Origin of the sequence: Streptomyces sp. NRRL F-5126, assembly GCF_000721265.1 — a bacterium.
In the GTDB taxonomy this organism is placed as follows: domain Bacteria; phylum Actinomycetota; class Actinomycetes; order Streptomycetales; family Streptomycetaceae; genus Streptomyces.
Genome location: NZ_JOFZ01000012.1, coordinates 192,203 through 215,323, shown reverse-complemented (window position 1 = coordinate 215,323; position 23,121 = coordinate 192,203). Strand labels below are relative to the sequence as shown.

25 protein-coding genes are annotated in these 23,121 nt (G+C 73.3%); 16 read left to right on the top strand and 9 right to left on the bottom strand.

Going from position 1 to position 23,121, the window contains the following annotated elements; all coding sequences use genetic code 11:
- Positions 1-127 precede the first annotated feature (127 nt).
- Positions 128-1,714, top strand: coding sequence for a Na+/H+ antiporter (locus IH48_RS0125780; protein ID WP_030909338.1), 1,587 nt, complete (start codon positions 128-130; stop codon positions 1,712-1,714).
- Between the two features lie 30 nt (positions 1,715-1,744).
- On the opposite strand, the gene IH48_RS0125775 is transcribed toward IH48_RS0125780, so the two are convergent.
- Positions 1,745-2,878, bottom strand: a complete 1,134-nt coding sequence (locus IH48_RS0125775; RefSeq protein ID WP_051840578.1) for a mechanosensitive ion channel family protein — start codon at positions 2,876-2,878, stop codon at positions 1,745-1,747.
- A 59-nt stretch (positions 2,879-2,937) separates the two neighbouring features.
- Here IH48_RS0125775 and IH48_RS0125770 point away from each other — a divergent pair, with 59 nt between their 5' ends.
- Positions 2,938-3,540, top strand: a complete 603-nt coding sequence (locus IH48_RS0125770; RefSeq protein WP_051840577.1) for a dienelactone hydrolase family protein — start codon at positions 2,938-2,940, stop codon at positions 3,538-3,540.
- A 35-nt stretch (positions 3,541-3,575) separates the two neighbouring features.
- Here IH48_RS0125770 and IH48_RS0125765 read toward each other — a convergent pair whose 3' ends face one another.
- The 4 genes from IH48_RS0125765 to IH48_RS36365 form a co-directional block, all read right to left on the bottom strand.
- Positions 3,576-4,391, bottom strand: coding sequence for a thioredoxin domain-containing protein (locus IH48_RS0125765; protein ID WP_030909330.1), 816 nt, complete (start codon positions 4,389-4,391; stop codon positions 3,576-3,578).
- A 56-nt stretch (positions 4,392-4,447) separates the two neighbouring features.
- The gene (locus tag IH48_RS0125760) at positions 4,448-5,158 is read right to left on the bottom strand and encodes a hypothetical protein (RefSeq protein ID WP_030909327.1); all 711 of its coding nucleotides are present in this window, start codon (positions 5,156-5,158) and stop codon (positions 4,448-4,450) included.
- A 69-nt stretch (positions 5,159-5,227) separates the two neighbouring features.
- Positions 5,228-6,562 carry a DUF2252 domain-containing protein gene (locus IH48_RS0125755; protein ID WP_030909324.1) on the bottom strand — a complete coding sequence of 445 codons (1,335 nt, stop codon included), beginning with the start codon at positions 6,560-6,562 and terminating at the stop codon, positions 5,228-5,230.
- 504 nt (positions 6,563-7,066) lie between these two features.
- Positions 7,067-7,237, bottom strand: coding sequence for a hypothetical protein (locus IH48_RS36365; protein ID WP_158710352.1), 171 nt, complete (start codon positions 7,235-7,237; stop codon positions 7,067-7,069).
- A gap of 235 nt (positions 7,238-7,472) precedes the next feature.
- On the opposite strand from IH48_RS36365, the gene IH48_RS0125745 reads away from it, so the two are divergent.
- The 4 genes from IH48_RS0125745 to IH48_RS0125730 all read left to right on the top strand — a co-directional run bounded on the left by IH48_RS0125745 (position 7,473) and on the right by IH48_RS0125730 (position 11,379).
- Complete coding sequence (locus IH48_RS0125745) at positions 7,473-8,714, top strand: NYN domain-containing protein (protein ID WP_030909321.1); 1,242 nt, start codon at positions 7,473-7,475, stop codon at positions 8,712-8,714.
- Between the two features lie 75 nt (positions 8,715-8,789).
- The gene (locus IH48_RS0125740; RefSeq protein ID WP_030909319.1) at positions 8,790-9,761 is read left to right on the top strand and encodes an ABC transporter ATP-binding protein; all 972 of its coding nucleotides are present in this window, start codon (positions 8,790-8,792) and stop codon (positions 9,759-9,761) included.
- Positions 9,762-9,852: 91 nt separating this feature from the next.
- Entirely contained in the window at positions 9,853-10,653 is an 801-nt protein-coding gene (locus IH48_RS0125735; RefSeq protein ID WP_107059383.1) for an ABC transporter permease, read from the top strand.
- A gap of 90 nt (positions 10,654-10,743) precedes the next feature.
- On the top strand, positions 10,744-11,379 hold the full coding sequence (locus IH48_RS0125730; RefSeq protein WP_037843250.1) for a DUF2567 domain-containing protein: 636 nt from the start codon (positions 10,744-10,746) through the stop codon (positions 11,377-11,379).
- Positions 11,380-11,958: 579 nt separating this feature from the next.
- Here the strand turns inward: IH48_RS0125730 and ybaK are convergent.
- The 3 genes from ybaK to IH48_RS0125715 are packed head-to-tail and all read right to left on the bottom strand — an operon-like array spanning position 11,959 to position 14,252.
- Positions 11,959-12,456, bottom strand: a complete 498-nt coding sequence (gene ybaK / locus IH48_RS0125725; protein WP_030909311.1) for a Cys-tRNA(Pro) deacylase — start codon at positions 12,454-12,456, stop codon at positions 11,959-11,961.
- Between the two features lie 21 nt (positions 12,457-12,477).
- Positions 12,478-13,218 carry an LON peptidase substrate-binding domain-containing protein gene (locus IH48_RS0125720; RefSeq protein ID WP_030909309.1) on the bottom strand — a complete coding sequence of 247 codons (741 nt, stop codon included), beginning with the start codon at positions 13,216-13,218 and terminating at the stop codon, positions 12,478-12,480.
- 11 nt (positions 13,219-13,229) lie between these two features.
- Positions 13,230-14,252, bottom strand: coding sequence for a hypothetical protein (locus IH48_RS0125715; RefSeq protein ID WP_030909306.1), 1,023 nt, complete (start codon positions 14,250-14,252; stop codon positions 13,230-13,232).
- A 249-nt stretch (positions 14,253-14,501) separates the two neighbouring features.
- Here IH48_RS0125715 and hisD point away from each other — a divergent pair, with 249 nt between their 5' ends.
- The 8 genes from hisD to hisF are packed head-to-tail and all read left to right on the top strand — an operon-like array spanning position 14,502 to position 20,283.
- Positions 14,502-15,833 (top strand): histidinol dehydrogenase, encoded by a 1,332-nt coding sequence (hisD, locus tag IH48_RS0125710; RefSeq protein ID WP_030909304.1) that lies wholly within the window; start codon positions 14,502-14,504, stop codon positions 15,831-15,833.
- 38 nt (positions 15,834-15,871) lie between these two features.
- On the top strand, positions 15,872-16,969 hold the full coding sequence (locus IH48_RS0125705) for a histidinol-phosphate transaminase (RefSeq protein ID WP_030909301.1): 1,098 nt from the start codon (positions 15,872-15,874) through the stop codon (positions 16,967-16,969).
- The gene (gene hisB / locus IH48_RS0125700; protein ID WP_030909298.1) at positions 16,966-17,559 is read left to right on the top strand and encodes an imidazoleglycerol-phosphate dehydratase HisB; all 594 of its coding nucleotides are present in this window, start codon (positions 16,966-16,968) and stop codon (positions 17,557-17,559) included. The genes IH48_RS0125705 and hisB overlap by 4 nt, the downstream gene beginning before the upstream one ends.
- Position 17,560: 1 nt before the next feature.
- Positions 17,561-17,728, top strand: a complete 168-nt coding sequence (locus tag IH48_RS36680; RefSeq protein ID WP_030909295.1) for a hypothetical protein — start codon at positions 17,561-17,563, stop codon at positions 17,726-17,728.
- Positions 17,725-18,360, top strand: coding sequence for an imidazole glycerol phosphate synthase subunit HisH (hisH, locus tag IH48_RS0125690; protein ID WP_030909292.1), 636 nt, complete (start codon positions 17,725-17,727; stop codon positions 18,358-18,360). The genes IH48_RS36680 and hisH overlap by 4 nt, the downstream gene beginning before the upstream one ends.
- Positions 18,360-19,109 (top strand): bifunctional 1-(5-phosphoribosyl)-5-((5-phosphoribosylamino)methylideneamino)imidazole-4-carboxamide isomerase/phosphoribosylanthranilate isomerase PriA, encoded by a 750-nt coding sequence (gene priA / locus IH48_RS0125685; RefSeq protein ID WP_030909289.1) that lies wholly within the window; start codon positions 18,360-18,362, stop codon positions 19,107-19,109. The genes hisH and priA overlap by 1 nt, the downstream gene beginning before the upstream one ends.
- Positions 19,106-19,531, top strand: a complete 426-nt coding sequence (locus tag IH48_RS0125680; protein WP_030909285.1) for a Rid family hydrolase — start codon at positions 19,106-19,108, stop codon at positions 19,529-19,531. Before priA ends, IH48_RS0125680 begins: the two co-directional genes overlap by 4 nt.
- A complete protein-coding gene (hisF, locus tag IH48_RS0125675) occupies positions 19,528-20,283 on the top strand; it encodes an imidazole glycerol phosphate synthase subunit HisF (RefSeq protein ID WP_030909282.1) in 756 nt (251 codons plus the stop codon). Before IH48_RS0125680 ends, hisF begins: the two co-directional genes overlap by 4 nt.
- A gap of 206 nt (positions 20,284-20,489) precedes the next feature.
- Here hisF and IH48_RS0125670 read toward each other — a convergent pair whose 3' ends face one another.
- Positions 20,490-21,122, bottom strand: a complete 633-nt coding sequence (locus IH48_RS0125670) for a TIGR03085 family metal-binding protein (RefSeq protein ID WP_030909279.1) — start codon at positions 21,120-21,122, stop codon at positions 20,490-20,492.
- Between the two features lie 76 nt (positions 21,123-21,198).
- Here IH48_RS0125670 and hisI point away from each other — a divergent pair, with 76 nt between their 5' ends.
- Positions 21,199-21,579, top strand: a complete 381-nt coding sequence (gene hisI, locus IH48_RS0125665) for a phosphoribosyl-AMP cyclohydrolase (protein WP_030909276.1) — start codon at positions 21,199-21,201, stop codon at positions 21,577-21,579.
- A gap of 11 nt (positions 21,580-21,590) precedes the next feature.
- Positions 21,591-23,114, top strand: a complete 1,524-nt coding sequence (locus tag IH48_RS0125660; RefSeq protein WP_030909273.1) for an anthranilate synthase component I — start codon at positions 21,591-21,593, stop codon at positions 23,112-23,114.
- The last annotated feature ends 7 nt before the right edge of the window (positions 23,115-23,121 follow it).

Below are 23,121 nucleotides of genomic sequence, written 5' to 3'. Positions count from 1 at the left end.
GTGAGGCGCGTCACGGAGGACGTGCGCCCTGCGCGCGCCGCGAGCTGGCAGGCTGGAGCCGCGTGATCACAGCGATCCGATCACAGCCTGATCACAGCGGCCCGAGAACATCGTCGGAGGCATGACCGTGGACCAGTTGGCCCTGCTGCTCCTGCTGTTGGTGGGAGCGGTGGTGACCGTGCCCCTCGGGACGCGCCTCGGGCTGCCGCCGCCGGTGCTGATGACGCTCATCGGGATCGTGTGCGCGCTGCTGCCGTTCGTGCCGAACGTGCACGTGCCGCCCCAGTACATCCTGCCGCTGCTGCTGCCACCCCTGCTGTACGCGGCGGTGCAGCGCACGTCCTGGCGGCAGTTCGCCGCGAACAAGCGTCCTATCTTCCTGCTCGCGGTCGCGCTCGTCTTCATCACCACGGTCGCCGTCGCGACCGTCGCGAACTCCATCGTGCCGGGACTGCCCGTCGCGGCGGCCGTCGCGCTCGGTGCGCTGGTCGCGCCGCCCGACCCGGTCGCGGCGACGGCCGTCGCCGGGTCGCTCGGGCTGCCGAGGCGGCTCGTGTCGATCCTTGAGGGCGAGGGGCTGTTCAACGATGTCGCCGCGATCGTGCTGTACGACGTGGCGATCGCGGCCGTCGTCAGCGGCACGTTCTCCTGGCCGGAGGCCGCCGGGGAGCTGGTCCTTTCCGCGGTGGTCGCCGTGGCCGTGGGCCTGGGGCTCGGCTGGCTGTCCAACAAGCTGATGTCACTGCTGGGCGACGCGACGCTGCAGATCGGCCTCACCCTGCTCGTGCCCTTCGTCAGCTACGTGCTGGCGGACGAACTGCACGGCTCCGGCGTGCTCGCGGTGCTCACCGCGGCGCTCTTCCTCGCCGAACACACGGCGGACGCGGACGACGTCATGGGCCGTCTCGCGGGCAACTCGTTCTGGGAGGTCGTGGACACGCTCGTCACCGGCGTCGCCTTCGGTCTCATCGGCCTGGAACTGCACAACGCGTTCGGCATCGGCGGGGGCCACGTGTGGAGCCTGGTCAGGTGGGGCGCGACGATCGCGGGCGTCGTCGTGGTCGTACGGTTCCTCTACCTGCTGCCGGCGGCCTGGGTCACGAGGAAACTGCACTCGCTGCGCGACCTGGACGAGGAGATCCCGACCAGCTGGCGGGAGAGCGTCGTCATGTGGTGGTCGGGGATGCGGGGGGTGGCCTCGGTCGCGCTGGCGCTCGGTGTGCCGCTGACGACGGACGACGGGCACCCGTTCCCGGGCCGGGACGAGATCGTCTTCATCGCGTTCTCGGTGATCATAGCGACGCTCGTGGTCCAGGGGCTCACCCTCCCGTGGCTCGTGCGGCGCCTCGGCGTGACGTCCGACGCGGACGCGGAGCGCAAGCTCGAACACGGCCTCGCGGTACGCGCGGCGCGCGCGGCACGGCACCGGCTGAAGGAGATCGAGGACGTCGAGAACCTGCCCGACGAGCTCACCGAGCGGCTGACGCGGACGGCGTTCGACATCGGGGCGCGGATCAGCCCGATCGTCGTGGAGGACGAGCGCAAGGAATGGTTCGCGCGCCGCGTGGCCTACGCGAAGACGCTGCGGCGCATCCAGCGGGACATGATGTCGGCCGCGCGGCACGAGGTGCTGTCGGCGAGGAACGAGCCGGGCGCGGACCCGGAGATCGTGGACCGCGTGCTGCGCCACCTGGACATGCGCTCCCTGCGCTGACCTCCGTGTCCTGTGCGGCGTGCGCCCCGGTCAGCCCCGGCCCATGTCGGGGGTCTCGTCGTCGGGCACCGTCCTGCGCGGGCGCGGTGTGTGGACCGTGCCGTCGGCCTTGGTGAACTGCGTGCGCAGCGACGCCGCCTGGGCCGTCGCCACGCGCGGCAGCGCGTACGGGTGGTGGTCGGCGAGCCAGCCGACGAGCTGCTCGCGCACGGTGCACCGCACCGTCCAGATGTCGTCCGCGTCCTTCGCCGTGACGACCGCGCGCACCTCGATGGTGGTGGCCGTGGTGTCCGTCACCACCAGACTCCAGCCTCGGCCGTCCCAGGCCTTGCACGCCTCCAGGATCTCCAGCAGCTTCTCCCGCATCAGCGGGATCGGCGCCGTGTGGTCGAGCTGCAGGTAGACCGTGCCGGTCATCTGCGCGCCGCCGCGCGACCAGTTCTCGAACGGCTTGCTCGTGAAGTACGACACCGGCATCGTGATGCGGCGCTCGTCCCAGGTACGCACGGCCAGGTACGTCAGCGTGACCTCCTCGATCACGCCCCACTCGCCGTCCACCACGACCGTGTCGCCGATGCGCACCATGTCGCCGAACGCGATCTGGAAGCCGGCGAAGAGGTTCCCCAGCGTCGACTGGGCGGCGACACCGGCGACGATGCCGACGATGCCCGCGGACGCCAGCATCGACGTGCCGACGGCCCGCATGTCGGGGAAGGTCAGCAGCATCGCGGCCACCGCCACGATCACCACGACCGCCGTCACGATCCGCATGATCAGCAGCACCTGGGTGCGCACACGGCGCACCCGCATCGGATCGCGCGTGGAGGACGCGTAGCGCGCGTACGACGACTCGACGACCGCCGACGCGATCCGGATCAGCAGCCACGCGCCCGCGGCGATCAGCACCAGCGACAGCAGCTGCCCGATGGCGTCCGCGTGGCGGTGGATGAACGTCCAGTGCGTGGCCCGGTAGCTGCCGCGCAGCAGCGAAGCCAGCAGCACCACCTGGAGCGGGACCCCGGAGCGCCGCAGCAGCCCCCACAGCGGCGTGTCGTGGTGGCGCTCGTCCAGCCGCCGCAGCAGCACGTCGGCCGCCCAGCCGAGCAGCAGCGTGAGCGCGACCGATCCGCCGAGGACGGTCAGTGGTCGCAGTGCTTCGTTCATGATCCCCTCAGGTCCGGTTCGGATGGTTCCGCATGGTCGGGCAATGGCAGGATGGCCGGATGGAGATCGTGCTGTTCCATTCGGCTCTCGGTGTGCGTCAGGCCGTCCGCGACGCGGCCGACCGTTTTCGCGGAGCCGGGCATTCCGTCCGCGTGCCCGACCTCTTCGACGGGCAAACCGCCGGCACGCTGGACGACGGCCTGGCGATCAGGGACGCGATCGGCAAGGACGAGCTGCTGCGGCGCGCCGTGGCCGCCGTCGCGCCGTACTCCGCCGAGGGGCTCCTGTACGCGGGCTTCTCGCTCGGCGGCTCCATCGCGCAGAACCTCGCGCTCGGCGACGAGAACGCGCGCGGGCTCCTCCTGCTGCACGGCACGTCCGACATCGCGCCGGGAGCGACGGCGGACGACCTCCCCGTGCAACTGCACGTGGCCGATCCCGACGTCTTCGAGCCGCACGACTGGCTCACCGCCTGGTACCTGGGCATGCGGCGTGCCGGCGCGGACCCGGAGGTCTTCCGGCACCCGGGCGTCGGCCACCTGTACACGGACGCGGACTTCGAGGACTACGACGAGGCCGCGGCCGAGCAGACCTGGCGCACCGCCCTCGACTTCGCGGCCGACGTGGCGGGCGAGGGCGGACGGGGGCCCGCCGGGGCGTGACGCACGCGCCACGGCCCGGCGGGGCCGCCGCGGTGCTAGGACCCCAGCGCCTTGGAGAGCACCGAGTTGAACTGGTCGACCGTCATCGGCGGGTTCGTCGTGCCCGGCACCGTGAGGGTCTTGCCGTCCATCTTGAACGTCGGGGTACCCTGCACGCCGCTCTTGTCGAACTTCGCGGACATCTTCATCGCCCACGCGTCGTACGTGCCGTTCTTGACGGCCTTCTGGAACGCCGCGTTGCCCTTGAGCTCCGGCACCGTGTCCGCCACCTTGATCAGGTAGCTGTCGTTCTTGAACTTGTCGTCGTTCTCGTCCGGGTGGAACTTCGTGGAGTAGAGGGCGCTCTTGTAGTGCAGGAAGGCGTCCGGGCTCACGTTGAGCGCCGCGCCCAGCGCGGACAGCGCGTTCTTCGAGCCCACGCCGTTGTCGTGGTTGTCGATGAAGGTCGCGCCGACGTACTGGACCTTGAACTTGCCCGCGTCGATGTCCTTCTGCACCGTCGAGCCGACCGTCTGCTCGAACTGCGCGCAGATCGGGCAGCGCGAGTCCTCGAAGACGGTGAGCGTCTTCTTCGCGCTCGACTTGCCGACGACGACGGTGGTGCCGTCCTTGCCCGAGGTGTTCTTCGGCGCGACGACGTTCGTGACCTTCGCCGCCGCCTCCCACCCGGAGGGCTTGTTGGAGTTGTGGACCAGCAGGACGACGCCGGCGGCTATCGCGAGCACGACGACGCCGGAACCGGCCACGATGGACTGCTTGCGGATCTTGTCGCGCTTGGCCTGCTTCTCGCGCTCCGCGCGCAGGCGCTCCCGCGCGGCGGCCTTGTTGGCGCTGTTGTTGCGTGCACTCATGACTGCTCACTCCGTGTGATGACACAAGACGAAAGGGGGACGTGCCGAAGACGCGCTCAGACGGTGCCGAGCGCGCGGACGGGCGGCCCCCGCCGCCCCACGGAGTGCACGAGGAACCGGGTGGCCGGCGGCGGTACGTCGGCGAGTGCCGGGCGCGGCGCCCTGCGGGGCGAACCCTGCGCGCCCCGCGCGCCGCGCGTCAGCGCCCTGACCGCGACGAGCAGCGGCCGGAAGGTGGACGCGGCGACCGTGCCGACGAGCCCGGCGACGGCCGCCTCGCCGCGGCGCAGCCAGGCCGCGGCCAGCAGCCCGACCGACACGTGGACGGCGAGCAGCGCCCACGGCAGCCACGGGTGGTCCGACGAGGTGAGGAACGCCGCGGCGGCCCCCTGCGGCGCGCTCATGGTGCCGACGCCCGGCAGGTGCGTGCCCATCGGGTGGCCGCACAGGACGTCGAAGCCCACGGACCGCAGCGACCCGGTGACGGGCCCGCCGGACGGCCCGTAGCAGACCTGCTGGCCCGCGGTGAACACGGTGTCCGCCGCCAGTTCGAGCGGCACGAGCAGCGCCGCGATCGACCAGAAGCCGCGCTCGCGGCCCGCCGCGGCGTAGGCGGCGGCGAAGACCGCCACGCTCAGCACCGCCAGTACGGACAGCGGCAGCGGGGAGCGGGACAGCAGCACGTGGGAGCCGGCGGACAGCGTCACGACCAGTGCCGTGAAGACTGCCGCCCGCGCCACTCGCAGCCGCGTCCCGGATATGTCCATCGGATCCGAGTGTGCCATGGGACGCTGTGAGGGGGATCTAAAGAAGCCGCAACGGTTACACCCCGGCTCTCAGGCCCGGTCGAGCCGGCCGTTGCGGAACAGGTCGACGAAGATCTGGTGGTCGGCCCTCGCGCGCGCCCCGTAGGCGTGGGCGAAGCCGGTCAGGAGCGGCGCGAACCCGTCCTCGTCGGCCGCGATCGCCGCGTCGATGGCCCGTTCCGTGGAGAACGGCACCAGCGTGTGGCCGCTCTCGTCGTCCGCCGCCGCGTGCATCGTCGCCGTGGCCCTGCCGAGGTCCGCGACGACGCCCGTGATCTCGGCGGGGTCGTCGATGTCCGACCAGTCGAGGTCGACCGCGTACGGCGAGACCTCGGCGACCAGCTGCCCCGCGCCGTCCAGCTCGGTCCAGCCGAGCCACGGGTCCGCGTGCGCCTGCAGCGCCCGCTGCGAGATCACCGTGCGGTGACCCTCGTGCTGGAAGTAGCCGCGCGCCGCGCTGTCCGCGACATGGCGCGAGACCGCGGGCACCTGCGCCTGCTTCAGGTAGATGACGACGTCGTTCTCCAGGGCGTCGCTGTTGCCCTCCAGGAGGATGTTGTACGACGGCAGGCCCGCGGAGCCGATGCCGATGCCGCGGCGGCCCACGACATCCTTGACGCGGTACGAGTCCGGGCGCGCGAGGCTCGCCTCCGGCAGCGTCTCCAGGTAGCCGTCGAACGCGGCGAGGATCTTGTACCGGGTCGCCGCGTCCAGCTCGACGGAGCCGTCGCCCGCGGAGAACCTGCGCTCCCAGTCGCGGATCTCCGTCATCGAGTCGAGCAGCGAGAACCGGGTGCGCGAGCGCGCCGAGCGCAGCGCCTTCAGCAGCGGGCCGCGCGCGGTGTCCAGCGTGAACGGCGGGACCTCGTCGTTCTTGGCGCCCGTCGCGAGGGCGTGGATGCGCTCCCTGTAGGCGGCGGCGAACGTCTCGACCAGGCCGGTGATCTGCGCGTCGCTGAGCGCCTTCGTGTAGCCGACCAGGGCGAGGGACGCGGCGAGCCGCTTGAGGTCCCAGGTGAACGGGCCCACGTACGCCTCGTCGAAGTCGTTCACGTTGAAGACGAGGCGGCCGCCGGCGTCCATGTACGTGCCGAAGTTCTCGGCGTGCAGGTCGCCGTGGATCCACACGCGGCCGGTCCGCTCGTCCAGGAAGGCGCGCTCACCGCCGTCCTTCTCCAGGTCGTGGTAGAAGAGGCAGGCCGTGCCGCGGTAGAACGCGAAGGCGGAGGCGGCCATCTTGCGGAACTTCACCCGGAACGCGGCGGGGTCGGCCGCGAGCAGCTCGCCGAACGCGGTCTCGAACACGCCGAGTATCTCCTCGCCGCGCTGCTCGTCCGCTGGTGTCACGGGTCGGGGAGCCGACATCGTCTGGTGCCTCCTGTTGGCGGGTGCCTGGTCACGGTGGCGCCCCCGCCGGCGGCCGGCGGGGACTCGTCCGCAGCGGCAACGTGCGGGGGCCGCCGCGAGTGCCCGGCCGCGCCGGGCAGAACCCGCGCGACGTGCCCGCGTGCCGACGTGGATGCCGGCATGATCCAGTGCCGCTCCCGGCGCGTTCCGCCCTGCCTGCGGCTCCCGCGCGCACTCTCCGCTCTCCGGCCGTGCGCAACGTCGGCCGGAGTGTGGTGGACCCGGTCATCCGCAGCCGCAAGGCGAAGCGAGGCAAGGCTCGTTCCCCGATCTCCGCGGCAACCGGTGGGCGGGGAGCGGCCCGATCCGGCGCTCTTCCGAGACCTCGACGTGCTGCCCGGCCCGTTCCGCCCGGCGGGCCGGCCGCCTCCGCGCCCGTACGCCCGTGAGGGGCGCGCCCGTCGAGCCGGGCGCGCCCCTCACGCTGCGTTCGTCCCCCGTGCGACGTGCCTGCCCGGCCCGTCAGTTGTGGCCGAAGCGCTTCTGCCGCTTGCTGTGCACCGGGGGGTCCTGGACGGCGAGCGCCCGGTCCTCGGGCTCCGTCGTCTTCTCCGCCGCGGGCGAGTCGGCCGGCTGCGCGCCACGCTCGCCGGTCCCCGGCTTACTCCGGTCACGGTTGCGGTTCTTGGCCATGGTGATGCCTCCTGAAGGGGTTTCGGGGCCAGGGCCGTTGCCAGACTCACATGACGGGAAAAACACCGCATTTTGGATCATCGCCGTGCGTAGTGATGGCTCGTCGCGGCAGGTGAACGGCGATCCGCCACGCCGAAGATCCAGTTCGGGACGTTAAGGCCCGCCCGGTCGGGCAGACTCGAAGCGAACCCGATCCAACCCCCCGATCCCGAGGTTCCGAAAGAAGGTGGAACGCGTGGACCGCTGCGTCGTCCTGGTGGACGCCGGCTACCTGCTGGGCGCCGCCGCGAGCCTCCTCGCCGGAGAACCCTCGCGCTCCCGCATCACCGTCGACCACACCGCCCTCATCAGGGGCCTGCGCGAACGCGCCGAGCAGGAGACGGAACGCCCGCTGCTGCGCATCTACTGGTTCGACGGCGCACCCGACCGCGTACCCCAGCCCGAGCACCGCAGGCTCCGGGTGATGCCCAGGGTGACGGTCAGGCTGGGCGCGCTGACCCGCAGCGACGGCCGGTGGGCCCAGAAGGGCGTGGACGCGGCGATGCACGCCGAGCTCACCGAGCTCGCGAGGAACAGGGCGTGCTCCGACATCGTGCTCGTCACCGGCGACGGCGACCTGCTGCCGGGCCTCATGTCCGCGAAGGAGCACGGCGTCGCCGTCCACCTGTGGGCCGTGCAGGCGGCCGACGGCGACTACAACCAGTCCGAGGACCTGGTCGCGGAGGCCGACGAGCGCCGCGTGCTCGACCGGGCCTGGATCACCCGCGCCATCCGCGCCAAGGACCTCGGCATCTGCCAGCCGTCCGCCGCGACCCGGCCCGACATCGCCGCGATCCTCGCCGCGCCGCTGCCGGAGTCGGCGCCCGCGGAGCGCGGGCACCCGCACCCCCACGACCCGTCGGCGGCGCGGAACGGCGTAGCGGCCCCCGGGGAGCGTGAGGCGCCCGAGCAGGAAGCGTCCTCGACCGCCGGGAAGGCCGGGGTGCCCACGCCCAAGGACCTCGCGGGGCTGCGCCCGCCGCTCGGCCAGCCGCCGCAGCCGCAGCAGGTCGGGGCGACGCTGCGCTGGTCGTCCGACAAGGGCTGGCTCGTACGGTCGGGGCCCGGCGCCGGTGAGCCGCCCGAGACGGCGTCGCTGCCGACGCTCGCCCAGCTCACCAGCGCCGAGCAGCGCTGGGCCGACCGCGAGGAGGACATCACCACCGTCGGGGGAGACCCCTTCGAGGTCGGGCAGGTCTTCGCCCGTCGCTGGATGGAACGGCTGCCCGAGGAGGGGCACGTGGCCACCCTCTCCACGCTCTACCCGCGCATCCCGCACCGCATCGACGGCGAACTGCTGCGCTACGCGGCGCGCTTCGGTCTGCTCGCCCACAAGGACGACCAGATCGACGAGCACGACCGGTACGCGATCCGGGCGGGCTTCTGGCGCGAGATCGACGTGACCGCGGCCGCGGGCAGCCCCCCGGAAGAGGGCTGAAGCCGGGCCGGCGCCCCCGCGGCCCCCGCGCGGGGCTGACAGGGCGACCACGTAACCTCGTACCTCGTGAGTACGGTGTGCGTGGTACGCGATCTGGTGAAGACGTACCCCGCCGCGCGCGGCAGACGCGGCGCCCCCGGAACGCCGGAGGTGCGCGCCACCGACGGGATCAGTCTCGATGTGCGGCGCGGCGAGATCTTCGGGCTGCTCGGCCCGAACGGCGCGGGCAAGTCCACCCTCGTACGGCAGCTCACCGGGCTGATGCGGCCCGACGGCGGCACCGTCGACGTGCTCGGGCACGACCTCGTGCGCCACCCGGAGCGCGCCTCGCGCCTGATCGGCTACCTCGGGCAGGAGTCCAGCGCGCTGGACGAGCTGACCGTCGCGCTCGCCGCCGAGACCACCGGCAGGCTGCGCGGCCTCCCGCTGCGCGAGGCCCGCGCCGAACGTGACGCGGTCATCGCGGAACTCGGCCTCACCGAGCTCGCCGGACGGCCCCTGAAGAAGCTCTCCGGCGGCCAGCGGCGCCTGGCCTGCTTCGCCGCGGCGCTGGTGGGGGAGCGGCCGCTGCTCGTGCTGGACGAGCCCACCACCGGCATGGACCCCGTCGCGCGGCGCGCCGTGTGGGCGGCCGTCGACCGGCGCAGGGCCGAGCACGGAGCGACCGTGCTGCTCGTCACGCACAACGTCATCGAGGCGGAGACCGTGCTCGACCGGGTCGCCGTGCTGGAGCGCGGGCGCGTCATAGCGTGCGACACGCCGGCCGGGCTCAAGCAGCGGGTCGCCGGCGAGGTACGGGTCGAGCTCGTGTGGCGCGAGCGCGCACCGCTCGACGTGCCCGAGGTGGCCGCGCTGCACGGATTCGCGCAGGAGTCCGGGCGCCGATGGGTGCTGCGGCTGGCCCCCGACGAGGCGCGCGCGGCGGTCGGCGCGGTCACCGGCGGCGCCGCGTTCGCCGCGCTGGACGACTTCACACTGGCCACGCCGAGCCTGGAGGACGTGTACCTGGCCCTCGGCGGGCAGACGAAGGGGCTGGTGAAGGCATGAGAGGTGACGCGGCGTGACGAGTGCGGACACGGAGCCCGTTGTCGCGGACACCGCCCACCCGGGCGGGCGCGGCGCGCCCGGCGAATCCCGCGTGCCCGATGTGCCCGGCGTGCCCGGCGTGCCCGGCGTGGCCGAGCCCGCTGAGCTCGCGCCGCGCGCCGGGCTGCTGCCGGCGCTCGCGGCCGTCTACCGTGCGCAGCTGTCCCGCGCCAGGGTGGCCAGGATCCCGCTGCTGTTCGTGGCGACATTCCAGTCCGTCGGGATCATGATCCTCATGCGGGGCGTCGTGGACGGCGGGGACGGCGCGCGCGCCGTGGTCTCCGGGTCGAGCGTGCTCGTCGTGGCGTTCGTCGCGCTCAACCTGCTCGCCCAGTACTTCGGCCACCTGCGCGCGAGCGGTGGCCTCGACCACTACGCGACGCTCCCGGTGCCGCCCGCGGCGGTCGTGCTGGGCGCCGCCGGCGCCTATGCGTCCTTCACGGTGCCCGGCACGGCGGTGACGGCGGTCGTCGGCAGCGCGCTCTTCCAGCTGCCGCTGAGCCATCTGTGGGTGCTCGTCGCGGTGATCCCGCTGGCGGGCGCCGCGCTGGCCGGGCTCGGCGCCGCGTGCGGCCTGCTGGCGCCGCGCCAGGAGATCGCCACGCTGCTCGGCCAGCTCGGCATGTCAGCCGCGCTGCTGCTCGGCGTGCTGCCCGCCGGCCGGCTGCCCGAGCTGATCCGCTGGGCCCGCGACCTGCTGCCCTCCACGTACGGCGTGGAGGCGCTCGCCCGCACGTTCGACGCACGGCCCGACTGGGCGGCGGTCGGGCTCGACCTCGCGGTCTGCGCGGGCGTGGGCGTGGTGTCCCTCGCGGTGGCGACCTGGGCGTACCGGCGGGCCGCTGTCCGCTGAGGACCGGCGGTACGCGTACGACGCGCCCCCGGCCGCCGGGGCGCGCGCCCTGGTGGCGCGGCGCACAGGCATGTTTGGCAGGATGGCACGGTGAACGCACCGTTGACACCGCCCCACCACTCGTCGCCTGATCCCTGGCAGCCGCCGGGGGGCTCAGCGCAGGACGGGCAGGCCTGGCCGGAGCAGCCCCCCGCGCAGCAGGGCCCCGGCATGCGTGCGGAGCTGGCGCAGGCGGGACTCGCCCTCGTCGCGACGGCCGCGTTCGGATTGCTGCTCGGCGCGCTGTGGGTGTGGATCGCGCCGCGCGTGCCCCTGACGTCGGACAGCTCGGCCGTGCTGCTCAAGGACGTCGAGGGCGAGGAGGCGATCGGCGGGGACGGAACGTTCGTGCTGCTGGCGCTGGCGTTCGGTGTGGTCAGCGCGGTGGCCGTCTTCGTGTGGCGAAGGCGGGGCGGCGTGCCGCTGGTGTTCGGCCTGGCGCTCGGCGGGGTCGCGGCCTCGTTGATCGCGTGGAAGTTCGGCGCCGTCCTCGGCCCGACGAGTGACGTCGTGGCGCACGCGAAGCAGGTCGGCAAGGGCGCCACGTTCGACGCGCCGATGGAACTGCACATGAAGGGCGCGTTGCTGGCCTGGCCGTTGGCGGCGATGGTGGTCCACCTCGCGCTGACGGCGATCTTCACCCCGAAGGACCCGGAACCCCCCACGCACTGGGACACCCAGGACTGACCGGGGCAGCCGCCCCCGGGCCGACTCCGGGCATCGGCCGCGCGCCCGCGCCGCGCCGAGGGACCAGCGTTCCGGCCCTCCGACCGACGGCTGCGCCTCTCACACGGGGGCGCCACCGTCTGCCGCCCTCGCACGCCGTGCCGGTGGCCCCGCGTCCCGCGCCCAGCGGGCACACCGCCCCCACGCCCGGTGACCGGGCGTCTCAGGCGTAGGCGTCGGTGCCCGCCGGCTTCGCGCGCGTGCCGCTGGCCCTGTGCAGGGTCTCCGCGTCCCGCGGCCGGCCCGCCGTGGCCTGCGCCCAGGGGGTGCGCCGCCTCCGTGATCGGTGTTCTGGTCCCGCGCCCGGTGACCGGGCGTCTCGGGCGTAGGCGTCGGTGCCCGCCGGCTTCGCGCGCGTGCCGCTGGCCCTGTGCGGGGGCTCCGCGTCCCGCGGCCGGCCCGCCGTGGCCTGCGCCCAGGGGGTGCGCCGCCTCCGTGATCGGTGTTCTGGTCCCGCGCCCGGTGACCGGGCGGGGCCGGGCCGCCGTCCGCAGGGCCCGCGCAGGTGGGCGCCGGGGCGACCGGCCCCGGGACCCCGGCCTACGGCCGGGCGAGCGGGGCCACCGTCGCCGAGGTGAGCTTCGTCAGGACCCCGGGCGCCAGCTCGACCTCCAGGCCCCTGCGGCCCGCCGAGACGTAGATCGTGGCGTGCGGTGACGACGAGGCGTCCAGCACCGTGCGCAGGGCGCGGCGCTGGCCCAGCGGGGAGATGCCGCCCCTGACGTAGCCCGTCGTGCGCTCCGCCGCCGCCGGGTCGGCCATCACCGCGCGCTTGCCGCCCAACGCCGACGCCAGCGCCTTCAGGTCGAGCTGCCCCGTCACCGGCACCACCGCGACCGTGAGCTGCCCGTCCACCTCCGCCACCAGCGTCTTGAAGACCCGCCCCGGCTCCACGCCGAGCGCCTGCGCCGCCTCCTCGCCGTAGCTCGGGGCCGCCGGGTCGTGCTCGTACGCGTGCAGGGTGTACGGCGCACCCGCCGCCGTGAGCGCCGTCGTCGCGGGCGTGCCGCCCGCTGTCTTCCGCTGCTTCTTCGCCATCAGCCGGTCCGCCGGTCTCCGTCAGTTCAGGTTCGTCGGGGCCGTCGTCAGGTCCGTCGCGGGCAGCGACGGCAGCTTCCTGATCACGGCCGTCTCCGCACGCAGCAGCTTGAGTTCCTGCCGCAGCCGTGACGCGGTGTCCGTCGCCTCAAGGAGCTGCTGCTTGGCCGGCACGTCGAGCATCGCCGCCGCGGCGACGAGGTACGACACGACGGGCGGCTCGCCCGGCAGGTCCTCGTTGTCGGGCAGCGACCGCTCGCTCGCGCCGGCCAGCCGCTGCTGGTAGGTGCGAAACGCCCGCAGCACGCCCTCGGCGAGCGCCTCCGCGCCCTCCCCGCCCTCCTCGGGCAGCTCCTCGACGCTTGCCGTGAGGTACGGCCCCGAGGCGTCGACGGACAGCAGCTTCACGCGCGTCGTGCCCGTCGCGACCACCTCGAAGCTCCCGTCGGGGCGCTCCCTGATCGTCGCCGCGTCCGCGACGCAGCCCACCTGGTGGAAGGAGTCGAGCGGGGCTTCGCCGAACCCCGCGGAGGGTCCGCGCTCCGGCACGGACGTCGGGTCGGGCATGCCGGGCGCGGTCACCGCGACCTCGTGCCCGTCGCGGATCGCCACGACGACGAAGCGCCGTGCGTCGGGGTCGTCGTTCTTGAGCAGCTCCCGCATCATCGCGCGGTAACGCTCCTCGAACACGTTGAGCGGCAGCACGAGGCCGGGGAAGAGCACCGCGTTCAGTGGGAACAGGGGGAGGCTTGCCGTGGTCACGACCGTCAAGCCTAATGGTCCCGGGCCCCGCACCGGCCAGGTCTGCGGTACAAAGGCGTGCCAGAGGCCACCTGGAAGCGGACTTCGTCCCTCGTCTCCAGGAACTCGCGCAGCGGATCGCCGCTGACGCGCGACCACGGGAACGAGGTCGCGCACGGCCCGATCAGCCTGAACTGCTCCAGCGCGTCCGCCCACCTGCCCCGCCGCACGAGGACGTACGCGAGGAGGTTGCGCACCTCGGCGGGCCACGGGTCGCCCGCCGCGTACCGCGCCGACACCCCGATCGCGAGGTCCGCGGCCCGGTCGGCCGCTTCCCCCTGGACCGGCGACGGCGCCCGGTCGAGCAGCTGCTGGAAGGCGGCGCGCACGGGCAGCGTCCTGACGAGGGACCCGGGCAGCGCGTCGCGGGCGGCGTCCTCGGCGAAGTCCAGGCACTCGCGGTGCGAGCCGTACCACTGCGCCGACAGGTAGAGCAGCGCGGCGACATGGCAGCCGTAGTGGTGCGGGCTGCGCCGCACCGCCTGTGCCCACAGGGTCTCGAAGGCCTTGTGCGTGGCGTGCGTGCCGCGCGCGTGGTCCAGCGCGATCCGCCACGGCACCGGGTCGCGCGGGTCGCCTTCGGCGGCGGCGTCGACCAGCGGCCCCGCGTCCCGCAGCCGCTCGGAGCGCGCGGGCGACTCCCACCCTCTGCGCACGGCGAGTTCGGCCTTCACGACGAGCGCGTCGGGATCGCGCGGCGCGGCGCGCAGCCAGTCGGTGAGCCAGCCGTCCCGGCGGTGCGCGAAGGCGGCGAGCCTCATCACGTAGCGGTCGCGGCTCTCCCACTCGGCGCCCTCGCGGGTGGTCGCGAGGAGCTTGGCGGCGTCCTCGTACTCGCCGAGTGCCGCCGAGACGAGCGCGGGCGCGAGCCGCTCGTCCGGGGCGTCGAGGAGGACGTCGTCGTCGGGCGGCAGCCCGGCCGCGAGCCGCGGAATGTGCCTGACCATACGCGCGGTGCTGATCAGAGCGCGAAGCAGAGACATGGTGCAGACCATTCAAAACCGCAGGTCGCGGACGCGCCAGGGGGTGACTGTGAAGTTTTCGCACCGGGACGGGGAGTTGTACGAGGGTTGTACGGGCCCGCGTCAAGAGGCGGCAAAGAAAGCGTGACCGGCGCTCACTGTGCGTCGCCGGCACCCGCCGCGAAGGCGGCCGCCGGCCCGGTCCTTCACCGCGCGCGCGTCCCATATCACCCATTGATACGGGCGACCGGCCGCCCGTTCCGGTCTGCGAGAATTGGACCCGTGATCTCACGAATCGACCTGCGCGGTGACACCCTCCCCGAGGGCGGAGCCCTGCGTGCCCTGCTGCCCCGAGCCGAGTTCGACGTGGAAGCCGCCCTGGAGAAGGTGCGGCCCATCTGCGAGGACGTACGCCATCGCGGTGCCGAGGCGGTCCTTTCGTGGGGCGAGAAGTTCGGCGACGGCAGGCCCGCGTCCCTGCGGGTGCCCGCCGAGGCGCTGCACCGCGCGCTCGACGAACTCGACCCGGCGGTGCGCGCAGCCCTCGAGGAGTCGATCCGCCGCGCCAGGCTCGTCCACCGCGACCAGCGGCGCACCGACACCACCACCCAGGTCGTACCCGGCGGCACCGTCACCGAGAAGTGGGTGCCCGTCGGGCGCGTCGGCCTCTACGTGCCCGGCGGCCTCTCGGTGTACCCGTCGTCCGTCGTGATGAACGTCGTCCCGGCGCAGGAGGCCGGCGTCGACGGCATCGCCGTGGCCTCGCCCGCGCAGGCCGCGTTCGGCGGCCTGCCGCACCCGACCATCCTCGCCGCCTGCGCGCTGCTCGGCGTGGACGAGGTGTACGCGGCAGGCGGCGCCCAGGCCGTCGCCATGTTCGCCTACGGCGTCCCAGGTCCTGACGGCTGCCGCTCCGTCGACCTCGTCACGGGCCCCGGCAACATCTACGTGGCCGCCGCCAAGCGGCTGCTGAAGGGTGTCATCGGCATCGACGCGGAGGCGGGCCCCACCGAGATCGCCGTGCTCGCCGACGCCGCCGCCGACCCGGTGCACGTCGCGGCCGACCTGATCAGCCAGGCCGAGCACGACCCGATGGCCGCGGCCGTCCTCGTCACCGACTCCGCCGAGCTCGCCGACGCCGTGGAGCGCGAACTCGCGCCGCAGGTCGACGCCAGCAAGCACGCCGAGGAGCGGATCAGGCCCGCCCTGGCGGGCCGCCAGTCGGCGATCGTCCTCGTGGCCTCCCTCGACGACGGCGTGCGCGTGGTCGACACCTACGCCGCCGAGCACCTGGAGATCCAGACCGCCGACGCCGCGGCCGTCGCCGCGCGCGTGCGCAACGCGGGCGCGATCTTCGTCGGCCCGTACGCGCCGGTCTCCCTCGGCGACTACGCGGCAGGCTCCAACCACGTCCTGCCGACCGGGGGCTGCGCCTGCCACTCGTCGGGCCTCTCCGTCCAGTCCTTCCTGCGCGGCATCCACGTCGTGGACTACACGCGCGACGCCCTCGCGGAGGTCGCCCACCATGTGGTGACGCTCGCGGAGGCGGAGGACCTGCCCGCGCACGGCGCAGCGCTCAAGGCCAGGTTCGGGTGGAAGGTGCCGCAGAAGTGACCGCACGAGAAGCGGGCCCCGCCGCGGGCCCCGTACGCATGGGCGACCTGCCGCTGCGCGACGAGCTGCGCGGCCAGTCGCCGTACGGCGCCCCGCACCCCGACGTACCCGTCCAGCTCAACGTCAACGAGAACCCCTACCCGCTGCCCGAACCCCTCGTCGAGCGCATCGTGCAGCGCGTGCGCGAGGCCGCACGCGGCCTCAACCGCTACCCCGACCGCGACGCCGTCGAGCTGCGCACCGCGCTCGCCGCCTACCTCACGCGCACCGGGCACCACCCGCTGACCGCGGCGAACGTCTGGGCGGCGAACGGCTCCAACGAGGTGCTCCAGCAACTCCTCCAGGCCTTCGGCGGCCCCGGCCGCACCGCCATCGGCTTCGAGCCGTCCTACTCGATGCACAGCCTCATCGCGCGCGGCACGAGCACCGGCTGGATCTCGGGGCCGCGCCACGAGGACTTCACCATCGACCTCGACGCGGCCGTCGACGCGATCACCGCGCACCGGCCGCACGTCGTGTTCGTCACCACCCCCAACAACCCCACGGGGTCCGCCGTCGACGCGGAGACCGTCATCGCGCTGTACGACGCGGCGCAGCGCGCCCGCCCCTCGCTGTTCGTGGTGGACGAGGCGTACACGGAGTTCAGCCACCGCCCGTCGCTGCTGCCGCTGCTCGAAGGCCGGCCGAACCTCGTCGTCTCGCGCACCATGTCCAAGGCGTTCGGCGCGGCCGGGCTGCGCCTCGGCTACCTCGCGGCCGACCCCGCCGTGGTGGACGCCGTGCAGCTCGTGCGCCTGCCGTACCACCTCTCCGCCGTCACGCAGGCCACCGCGCTCGCGGCCCTGGAGCACACCGATACCCTGCTCGGGTACGTCGAGCAGCTGAAGACCGAGCGTGACCGCCTGGTCGAGGAATTGCGGGCACTCGGATTCGAGGTCACGGACTCCGACGCGAACTTCGTGCAGTTCGGCCTCTTCGAGGACGCGCAGGCCGCGTGGCAGCACATCCTCGACCGCGGCGTCATCGTCCGGAACAACGGCGTGCCGGGCAGGCTGCGGGTCACGGCGGGAACCCCCGCGGAGAACGACGCGTTCCTCGACGCGGTACGCGATCTCAAGAAGGAGCAGGGCGCATGAGCCGCATCGGACGGGTCGAACGCAGTACGAAGGAGACGTCCGTCGTCGTGGAGATCGACCTCGACGGCACCGGGCGCGTCGAGGTGGCCACCGGAGTCGGCTTCTTCGACCACATGCTCGACCAGCTCGGCAGGCACGGCCTGTTCGACCTCACGGTCAAGACCGAGGGCGACCTGCACATCGACTCCCACCACACCATCGAGGACACCGCGCTCGCGCTCGGCGCCGCGTTCCGCCAGGCGCTCGGCGACAAGGTGGGCGTCTACCGCTTCGGCAACTGCACCGTCCCGCTCGACGAGTCGCTCGCGCAGGTGACGGTGGACCTGTCGGGACGCCCCTACCTCGTGCACACCGAGCCCGAGAACATGGCGCCGATGATCGGCTCGTACGACACCACCATGACGCGCCACGTCCTGGAGTCGTTCGTCGCACAGGCACGCGTCGCGCTGCACGTCCACGTGCCCTACGGGCGCAACGCGCACCACATCGTGGAGTGCCAGTTCAAGGCGCTCGCCAGAGCGCTGCGGTACGCGTCCGAGCGCGATCCGCGCGCGGTGGGGATCCTCCCCTCCACGAAGGGCGCCCTCTGAGATGACCGGCCTCAACACCCTCCTGATCGTCGTGGGGCTCTTCCTCGCCGGCGGCGTCTACTCCTTCGCGAAGCAGAAGCTGCCCCTCGGCGTGATCGTGCTGCTCGCAATCTCCTCCGCGTTCTGCCTGGCCGCCGGGATACTGCGCATCCAAGGGCTGTGGACATGACCAAGAACGTCGTGGTCTTCGACTACGGGTTCGGCAACGTGCGCTCCGCCGAGCGCGCCGTCGCGCGCGCCGGGGCCGACGTCGAGATCACCCGCGACTTCGACCGCGCCATGAACGCCGACGGGCTGCTCGTGCCGGGCGTCGGCGCGTTCTCCGCCTGCATGGCCGGGCTGAACGCGGCACGCGGCAACTGGATCGTCGGCCGCAGGCTCGCGGGCGGCCGCCCGGTGCTCGGCATCTGCGTCGGCATGCAGATCCTCTTCGAGCGCGGCATCGAGCACGGCGTCAGCGCCGAGGGCCTCGACGAATGGCCCGGCACGGTCGAGCCGCTCAAGGCCGATGTCGTCCCGCACATGGGGTGGAACACCGTACGCGCGCCCGCCGACAGCGAGCTGTTCGCCGGGCTCGACGCGGATGCACGCTTCTACTTCGTCCACTCCTACGCCGTCCGCCACTGGCGCCTCGAAGTGACCAACCCCCGCATCAGGCCCCCGAAGGTCACGTGGGCCACGCACGGCGAGCCGTTCGTCGCCGCCGTCGAGAACGGCGCCCTGTGGGCCACCCAGTTCCACCCCGAGAAGTCCGGCGACGCCGGAGCCCAGCTGCTCACCAACTGGATCGGAACCCTCTGATGCCGCCCTCCTCCGCCCCGCTCCCCTCCCCGCTGGAGCTCCTGCCCGCCGTGGATGTACGCGACGGACAGGCCGTGCGCCTCGTGCACGGCGAGTCGGGCACCGAGACCTCGTACGGCTCCCCGCTGCAGGCCGCGCTCGCCTGGCAGGCGGCGGGCGCCGAGTGGCTGCACCTCGTCGACCTCGACGCCGCGTTCGGCACCGGCGACAACCGGGCCCTGCTCGGCGAGGTCACCGCCACCATGGACATCAAGGTCGAGCTGTCAGGCGGCATCCGCGACGACGACACCCTCGCCGCCGCGCTCGCCACCGGCTGCACGCGCGTCAACCTCGGCACCGCCGCGCTGGAGAACCCCGAGTGGGTCGCGGACGTCATCGCACGGCACGGCGACCGCGTCGCCGTCGGACTCGACGTACGCGGCACGACCCTGCGCGGGCGCGGCTGGACGCGCGACGGCGGCGACCTCTACGAGACGCTGGCGCGCCTCGACTCGGAGGGCTGCGCACGCTACGTCGTCACCGACATCGCCAAGGACGGCACGCTGAAGGGCCCCAACCTGGATCTCCTCAAGAACGTCTGCGCCGCCACGGACAGGCCGGTCGTCGCGTCGGGCGGCGTCTCCTCGCTCGACGACCTGCGCGCGATCGGCGAACTCGTCCCGGAGGGCGTCGAAGGCGCCATCGTCGGGAAGGCCCTCTACGCGAAGGCATTCACGCTCCAGGAGGCGCTAGCGGTGGTGAACCGATGACGGAGATCTCCGAAACGGCCGGCGGCACGAGAAGGCTGTCCACGGACGGCCCCTGGGAGGACGCCTACGGCTACTCCCGCGCCGTCCAGCTCCCCAACGGGCTCGTGCTCGTCGCCGGGTGCACGTCCGTGGTGGACGGCCGCATCGTGGACAGCAGCCCCTACGAGCAGACCAAGGCGGCGTTCGGCGTCGCGATCAGCGCCCTGCGCGAACTCGACCTCGACACGGCCGACGTCGTGCGCACCCGCATGTACATCACCCACTCGCGTGACGCGGACGACGTGGGCCGCGCGCACCGCGAGCTGTTCCACGGGGTGCGGCCCGCCTCCTCGATGATCGTCGTCGCCGGGTTCGTCGACCCGAGCCTCGTCGTCGAGGTCGAGGTCGAGGCGTACCGCGCCCCCGCGGGAGCCGCGCGGTGAGCGTCGCGGTACGCGTGATCCCCTGCCTCGACGTGGACGCGGGCCGGGTCGTCAAGGGCGTCAACTTCCAGAACCTGCGCGACGCGGGCGACCCCGTCGAGATGGCGAAGCTGTACGACGCGGAGGGCGCCGACGAGCTGACGTTCCTCGACATCACCGCCTCATCGGGCGACCGGGAGACGACCTACGACGTCGTGCGGCGCACCGCCGAGCAGGTCTTCATCCCACTCACGGTCGGCGGCGGCGTCCGCACCCCGGACGACGTGGACCGGCTGCTGCGCGCCGGCGCGGACAAGGTCGGCGTCAACACGGCGGCCATCGCCCGCCCCGAACTGATCCGCGAGATCGCCGAGCGGTTCGGCCGCCAGGTCCTCGTCCTGTCCGTCGACGCGCGCCGCACGCCGTCCGGCGCCTTCGAGGTGACGACGCACGGCGGCCGCCGCGGCTCCGGCATCGACGCGGTCGAGTGGGCGGAGCGCGCCGCCGCACTCGGCGCGGGGGAGATCCTGCTCAACTCGATGGACGCGGACGGCACGAAGGACGGCTACGACACGGAGATGATCGCGGCCGTGCGCGCACGCGTCTCGATCCCCGTCATCGCGTCGGGCGGCGCGGGCGCGCTCGGCGACTTCGCCCCCGCGGTCGCCGCGGGCGCGGACGCGGTCCTCGCGGCGTCGGTCTTCCACTTCGGCGACCTGCGCATCGGCCAGGTCAAGGAGGCCCTGCACGGGGCGGGCCACCCGGTTCGCTGACGCCCTCGTGGCGACTACGCCCGTGCCGCCTTGGCCGGCACGGCGTGGGGCCCGGCCGCCTCGGCCGGGTCAGCTCGGTGGCGATCCTCTGCGGCCGTGCCGGGCGGTGCTGAGCATGCCCAGCGCTGCGCCGGCGTCGCTCGGCGGCGGATGACCCGGCCGGCCGGACCGATCCGGCACGGTCGGCCGGGACCGCGCGCGGGGCGTCAGATGCCCAGCTTCGCATCCATCACCTTGGCCACCGCCTCCTTGTCGCCGTCCAGCGACACGTCCGCGGACGACTGGCGGCCCGAAAGGAAGAGTGTCAGCTCGCCCGGCTCGCCCGTCACCGTGACGACCGGCGCGCCCCTGTGGGCGACGGCCGTGCGGCCGTCCGGGCGGCGCAGGACCAGGCCGACCGGGGACTTGCGTCCCATCAGCCGCGCCGTCCTCTCCAGACGCGACCACAGCGAGTCCGCGAACACCGTGTCAAGATCGCGCGCCGTCCAGTCCGGCTGGGCGCGGCGCACGTCCTCCGCGTGGATGTAGAACTCCGTCGTGTTCGCGGCCTCGTCGAACTGCTTCAGGCCGAACGGCGACATCTTCGGCGGGCCCGTGCGGATCAGCTGCAGCAGTTCCTCGTACGGCTTGCCCAGGTACTCCGACTGCACCCGCTCCAGCCTGGTGCGCAGCGCCGGGATCAGCGTGCCGCCCGCCGCGTCGGGGCGACGCTCGCGCACCACCACGTGGGCCGCCAGGTCGCGGGTGAGCCAGCCCTCGCACAGGGTCGGGGCCTCGGGGCCCGCCGCCTCCAACAGATCGGCGAGCAGAAGTCGTTCACGCTTGGCATGGGTCGACATGACGGCAAGCGTACGGCGATCGCGCCGCGTCCGCCCAGTGGACATGCGGACCGGGCGCACCCGGATACGCGGCAGAATGGGCGGCATGACCAGCTCGCTCGCCCCGGAAGTCGCCGCGCGCCTCAAGCGCGACGCCGCCGGCCTCTTCCCCGCCATCGCCCAGCAGTACGACACCGGCGAGGTGCTCATGCTCGGCTGGATGGACGACGAGGCGCTGCGCCGCACCCTGACCACCGGGCGCTGCACGTACTGGTCGCGCAGCCGCCAGGAGTACTGGGTCAAGGGCGACACCTCGGGCCACGCCCAGCACGTGAAGTCGGTCGCCCTCGACTGCGACGGCGACACCGTGCTCGTCAAGGTCGACCAGGTGGGCGCCGCCTGCCACACGGGCGACCGCACCTGCTTCGACGCCGGCGGGCTGCCGCTCGGGGCCGGAAGCGGATCCACGGCCGAGTAGGGTCGGCCGCCATGGATCTCGAGACCTTCCGCAAGCTGGCGGTGGACCGCCGCGTCATCCCCGTCAGCAGGCGCCTGCTCGCGGACGGCGACACGCCCGTCGGCCTCTACCGCAAGCTCGCCGCCGAGCGGCCCGGCACCTTCCTGCTGGAGTCCGCCGAGCAGGGCTCCTGGTCCCGCTACTCCTTCGTCGGCGTCCGCTCGGCCGCCGCGCTCACCGAGCGCGCGGGCGCGGCACTCTGGCTCGGCACCCCGCCCGTCGGCGTCCCCACGGGCGGCGACCCGCTCGACGCGCTGCGCGCCACCCTCGAAGCCCTGCACACGCCGCGCGACCTGACCGCGGGGCTCGGGCTGCCGCCCTTCACCGGCGGCATGGTCGGCCACCTCGGCTTCGACATCGTGCGCCGCCTGGAGAAGAAGACCGGCGACCACGCGCGTGACGACCTGCGCCTGCCCGAGTTGACCATGCTGCTCACCTCGGACCTCGCCGTACTCGACCACCAGACGGGCACCGTCCTGCTGATCGCCAACGCGATCAACCACAACGACCTCGACACCGGCGTCGACGACGCCTACCACGACGCGGTCGCGCGCCTCGACGCCATGGCCGCCGACCTGGCACGTCCGGCCGACACCGTGCCCACCGAGCTGCCCGCCTCCGAGCTTCCCGAGTACACCGCGCGCTGGGGCGGCGCCGACTTCATGGCCGCCGTCGAGGACATCAAGGAGCGCATCAGGGCGGGCGAGGCATTCCAGGTCGTGCCCTCGCAGCGGTTCGAGACGCCGTGCACCGCGAGCGCCCTCGACGTCTACCGCGTCCTGCGCACCACCAACCCCAGCCCGTACATGTACCTCTTCCGCTTCCCCGGCGACGACGGCGAGGTCGCCTTCGACGTCGTCGGATCGTCCCCCGAGGCCCTCGTCAAGGTCGAGGACGGGCGCGCCCTGCTGCACCCCATCGCCGGGACGCGGCCGCGCGGCGCCACGCCACGCGAGGACCAGGAACTCGGCGACGAACTGCTCGCCGACCCCAAGGAGCGCGCCGAGCACCTGATGCTCGTCGACCTCGGACGCAACGACCTCGGCCGGGTCTGCGAACCGGGCAGTGTCGAGGTCGTCGACTTCATGTCCGTCGAGCGGTACTCGCACGTCATGCACATCGTCTCGACGGTCACCGGCACCGTCGCGCCCACCCGCACCGCGTTCGACGTGCTCACCGCCTGCTTCCCCGCGGGCACGCTCTCCGGCGCCCCCAAGCCGCGCGCCCTGCAGATCATCGACGAGCTGGAGCCCAGCAGGCGCGGCGTGTACGGCGGCTGCGTGGGATACCTCGACTTCGCGGGCGACTCCGACACCGCCATCGCCATCCGTACCGCCCTGCTGCGCGACGGCACCGCGTACGTGCAGGCAGGCGCGGGCATCGTCGCCGACTCCGACCCCGTCGCCGAGGACGCCGAGTGCCGGAACAAGGCCGCGGCCGTGCTGCGCGCCGTCCACACGGCGAACAGGCTCGCCCCCGCGCGGACGGCCGACTGAGCCGGCC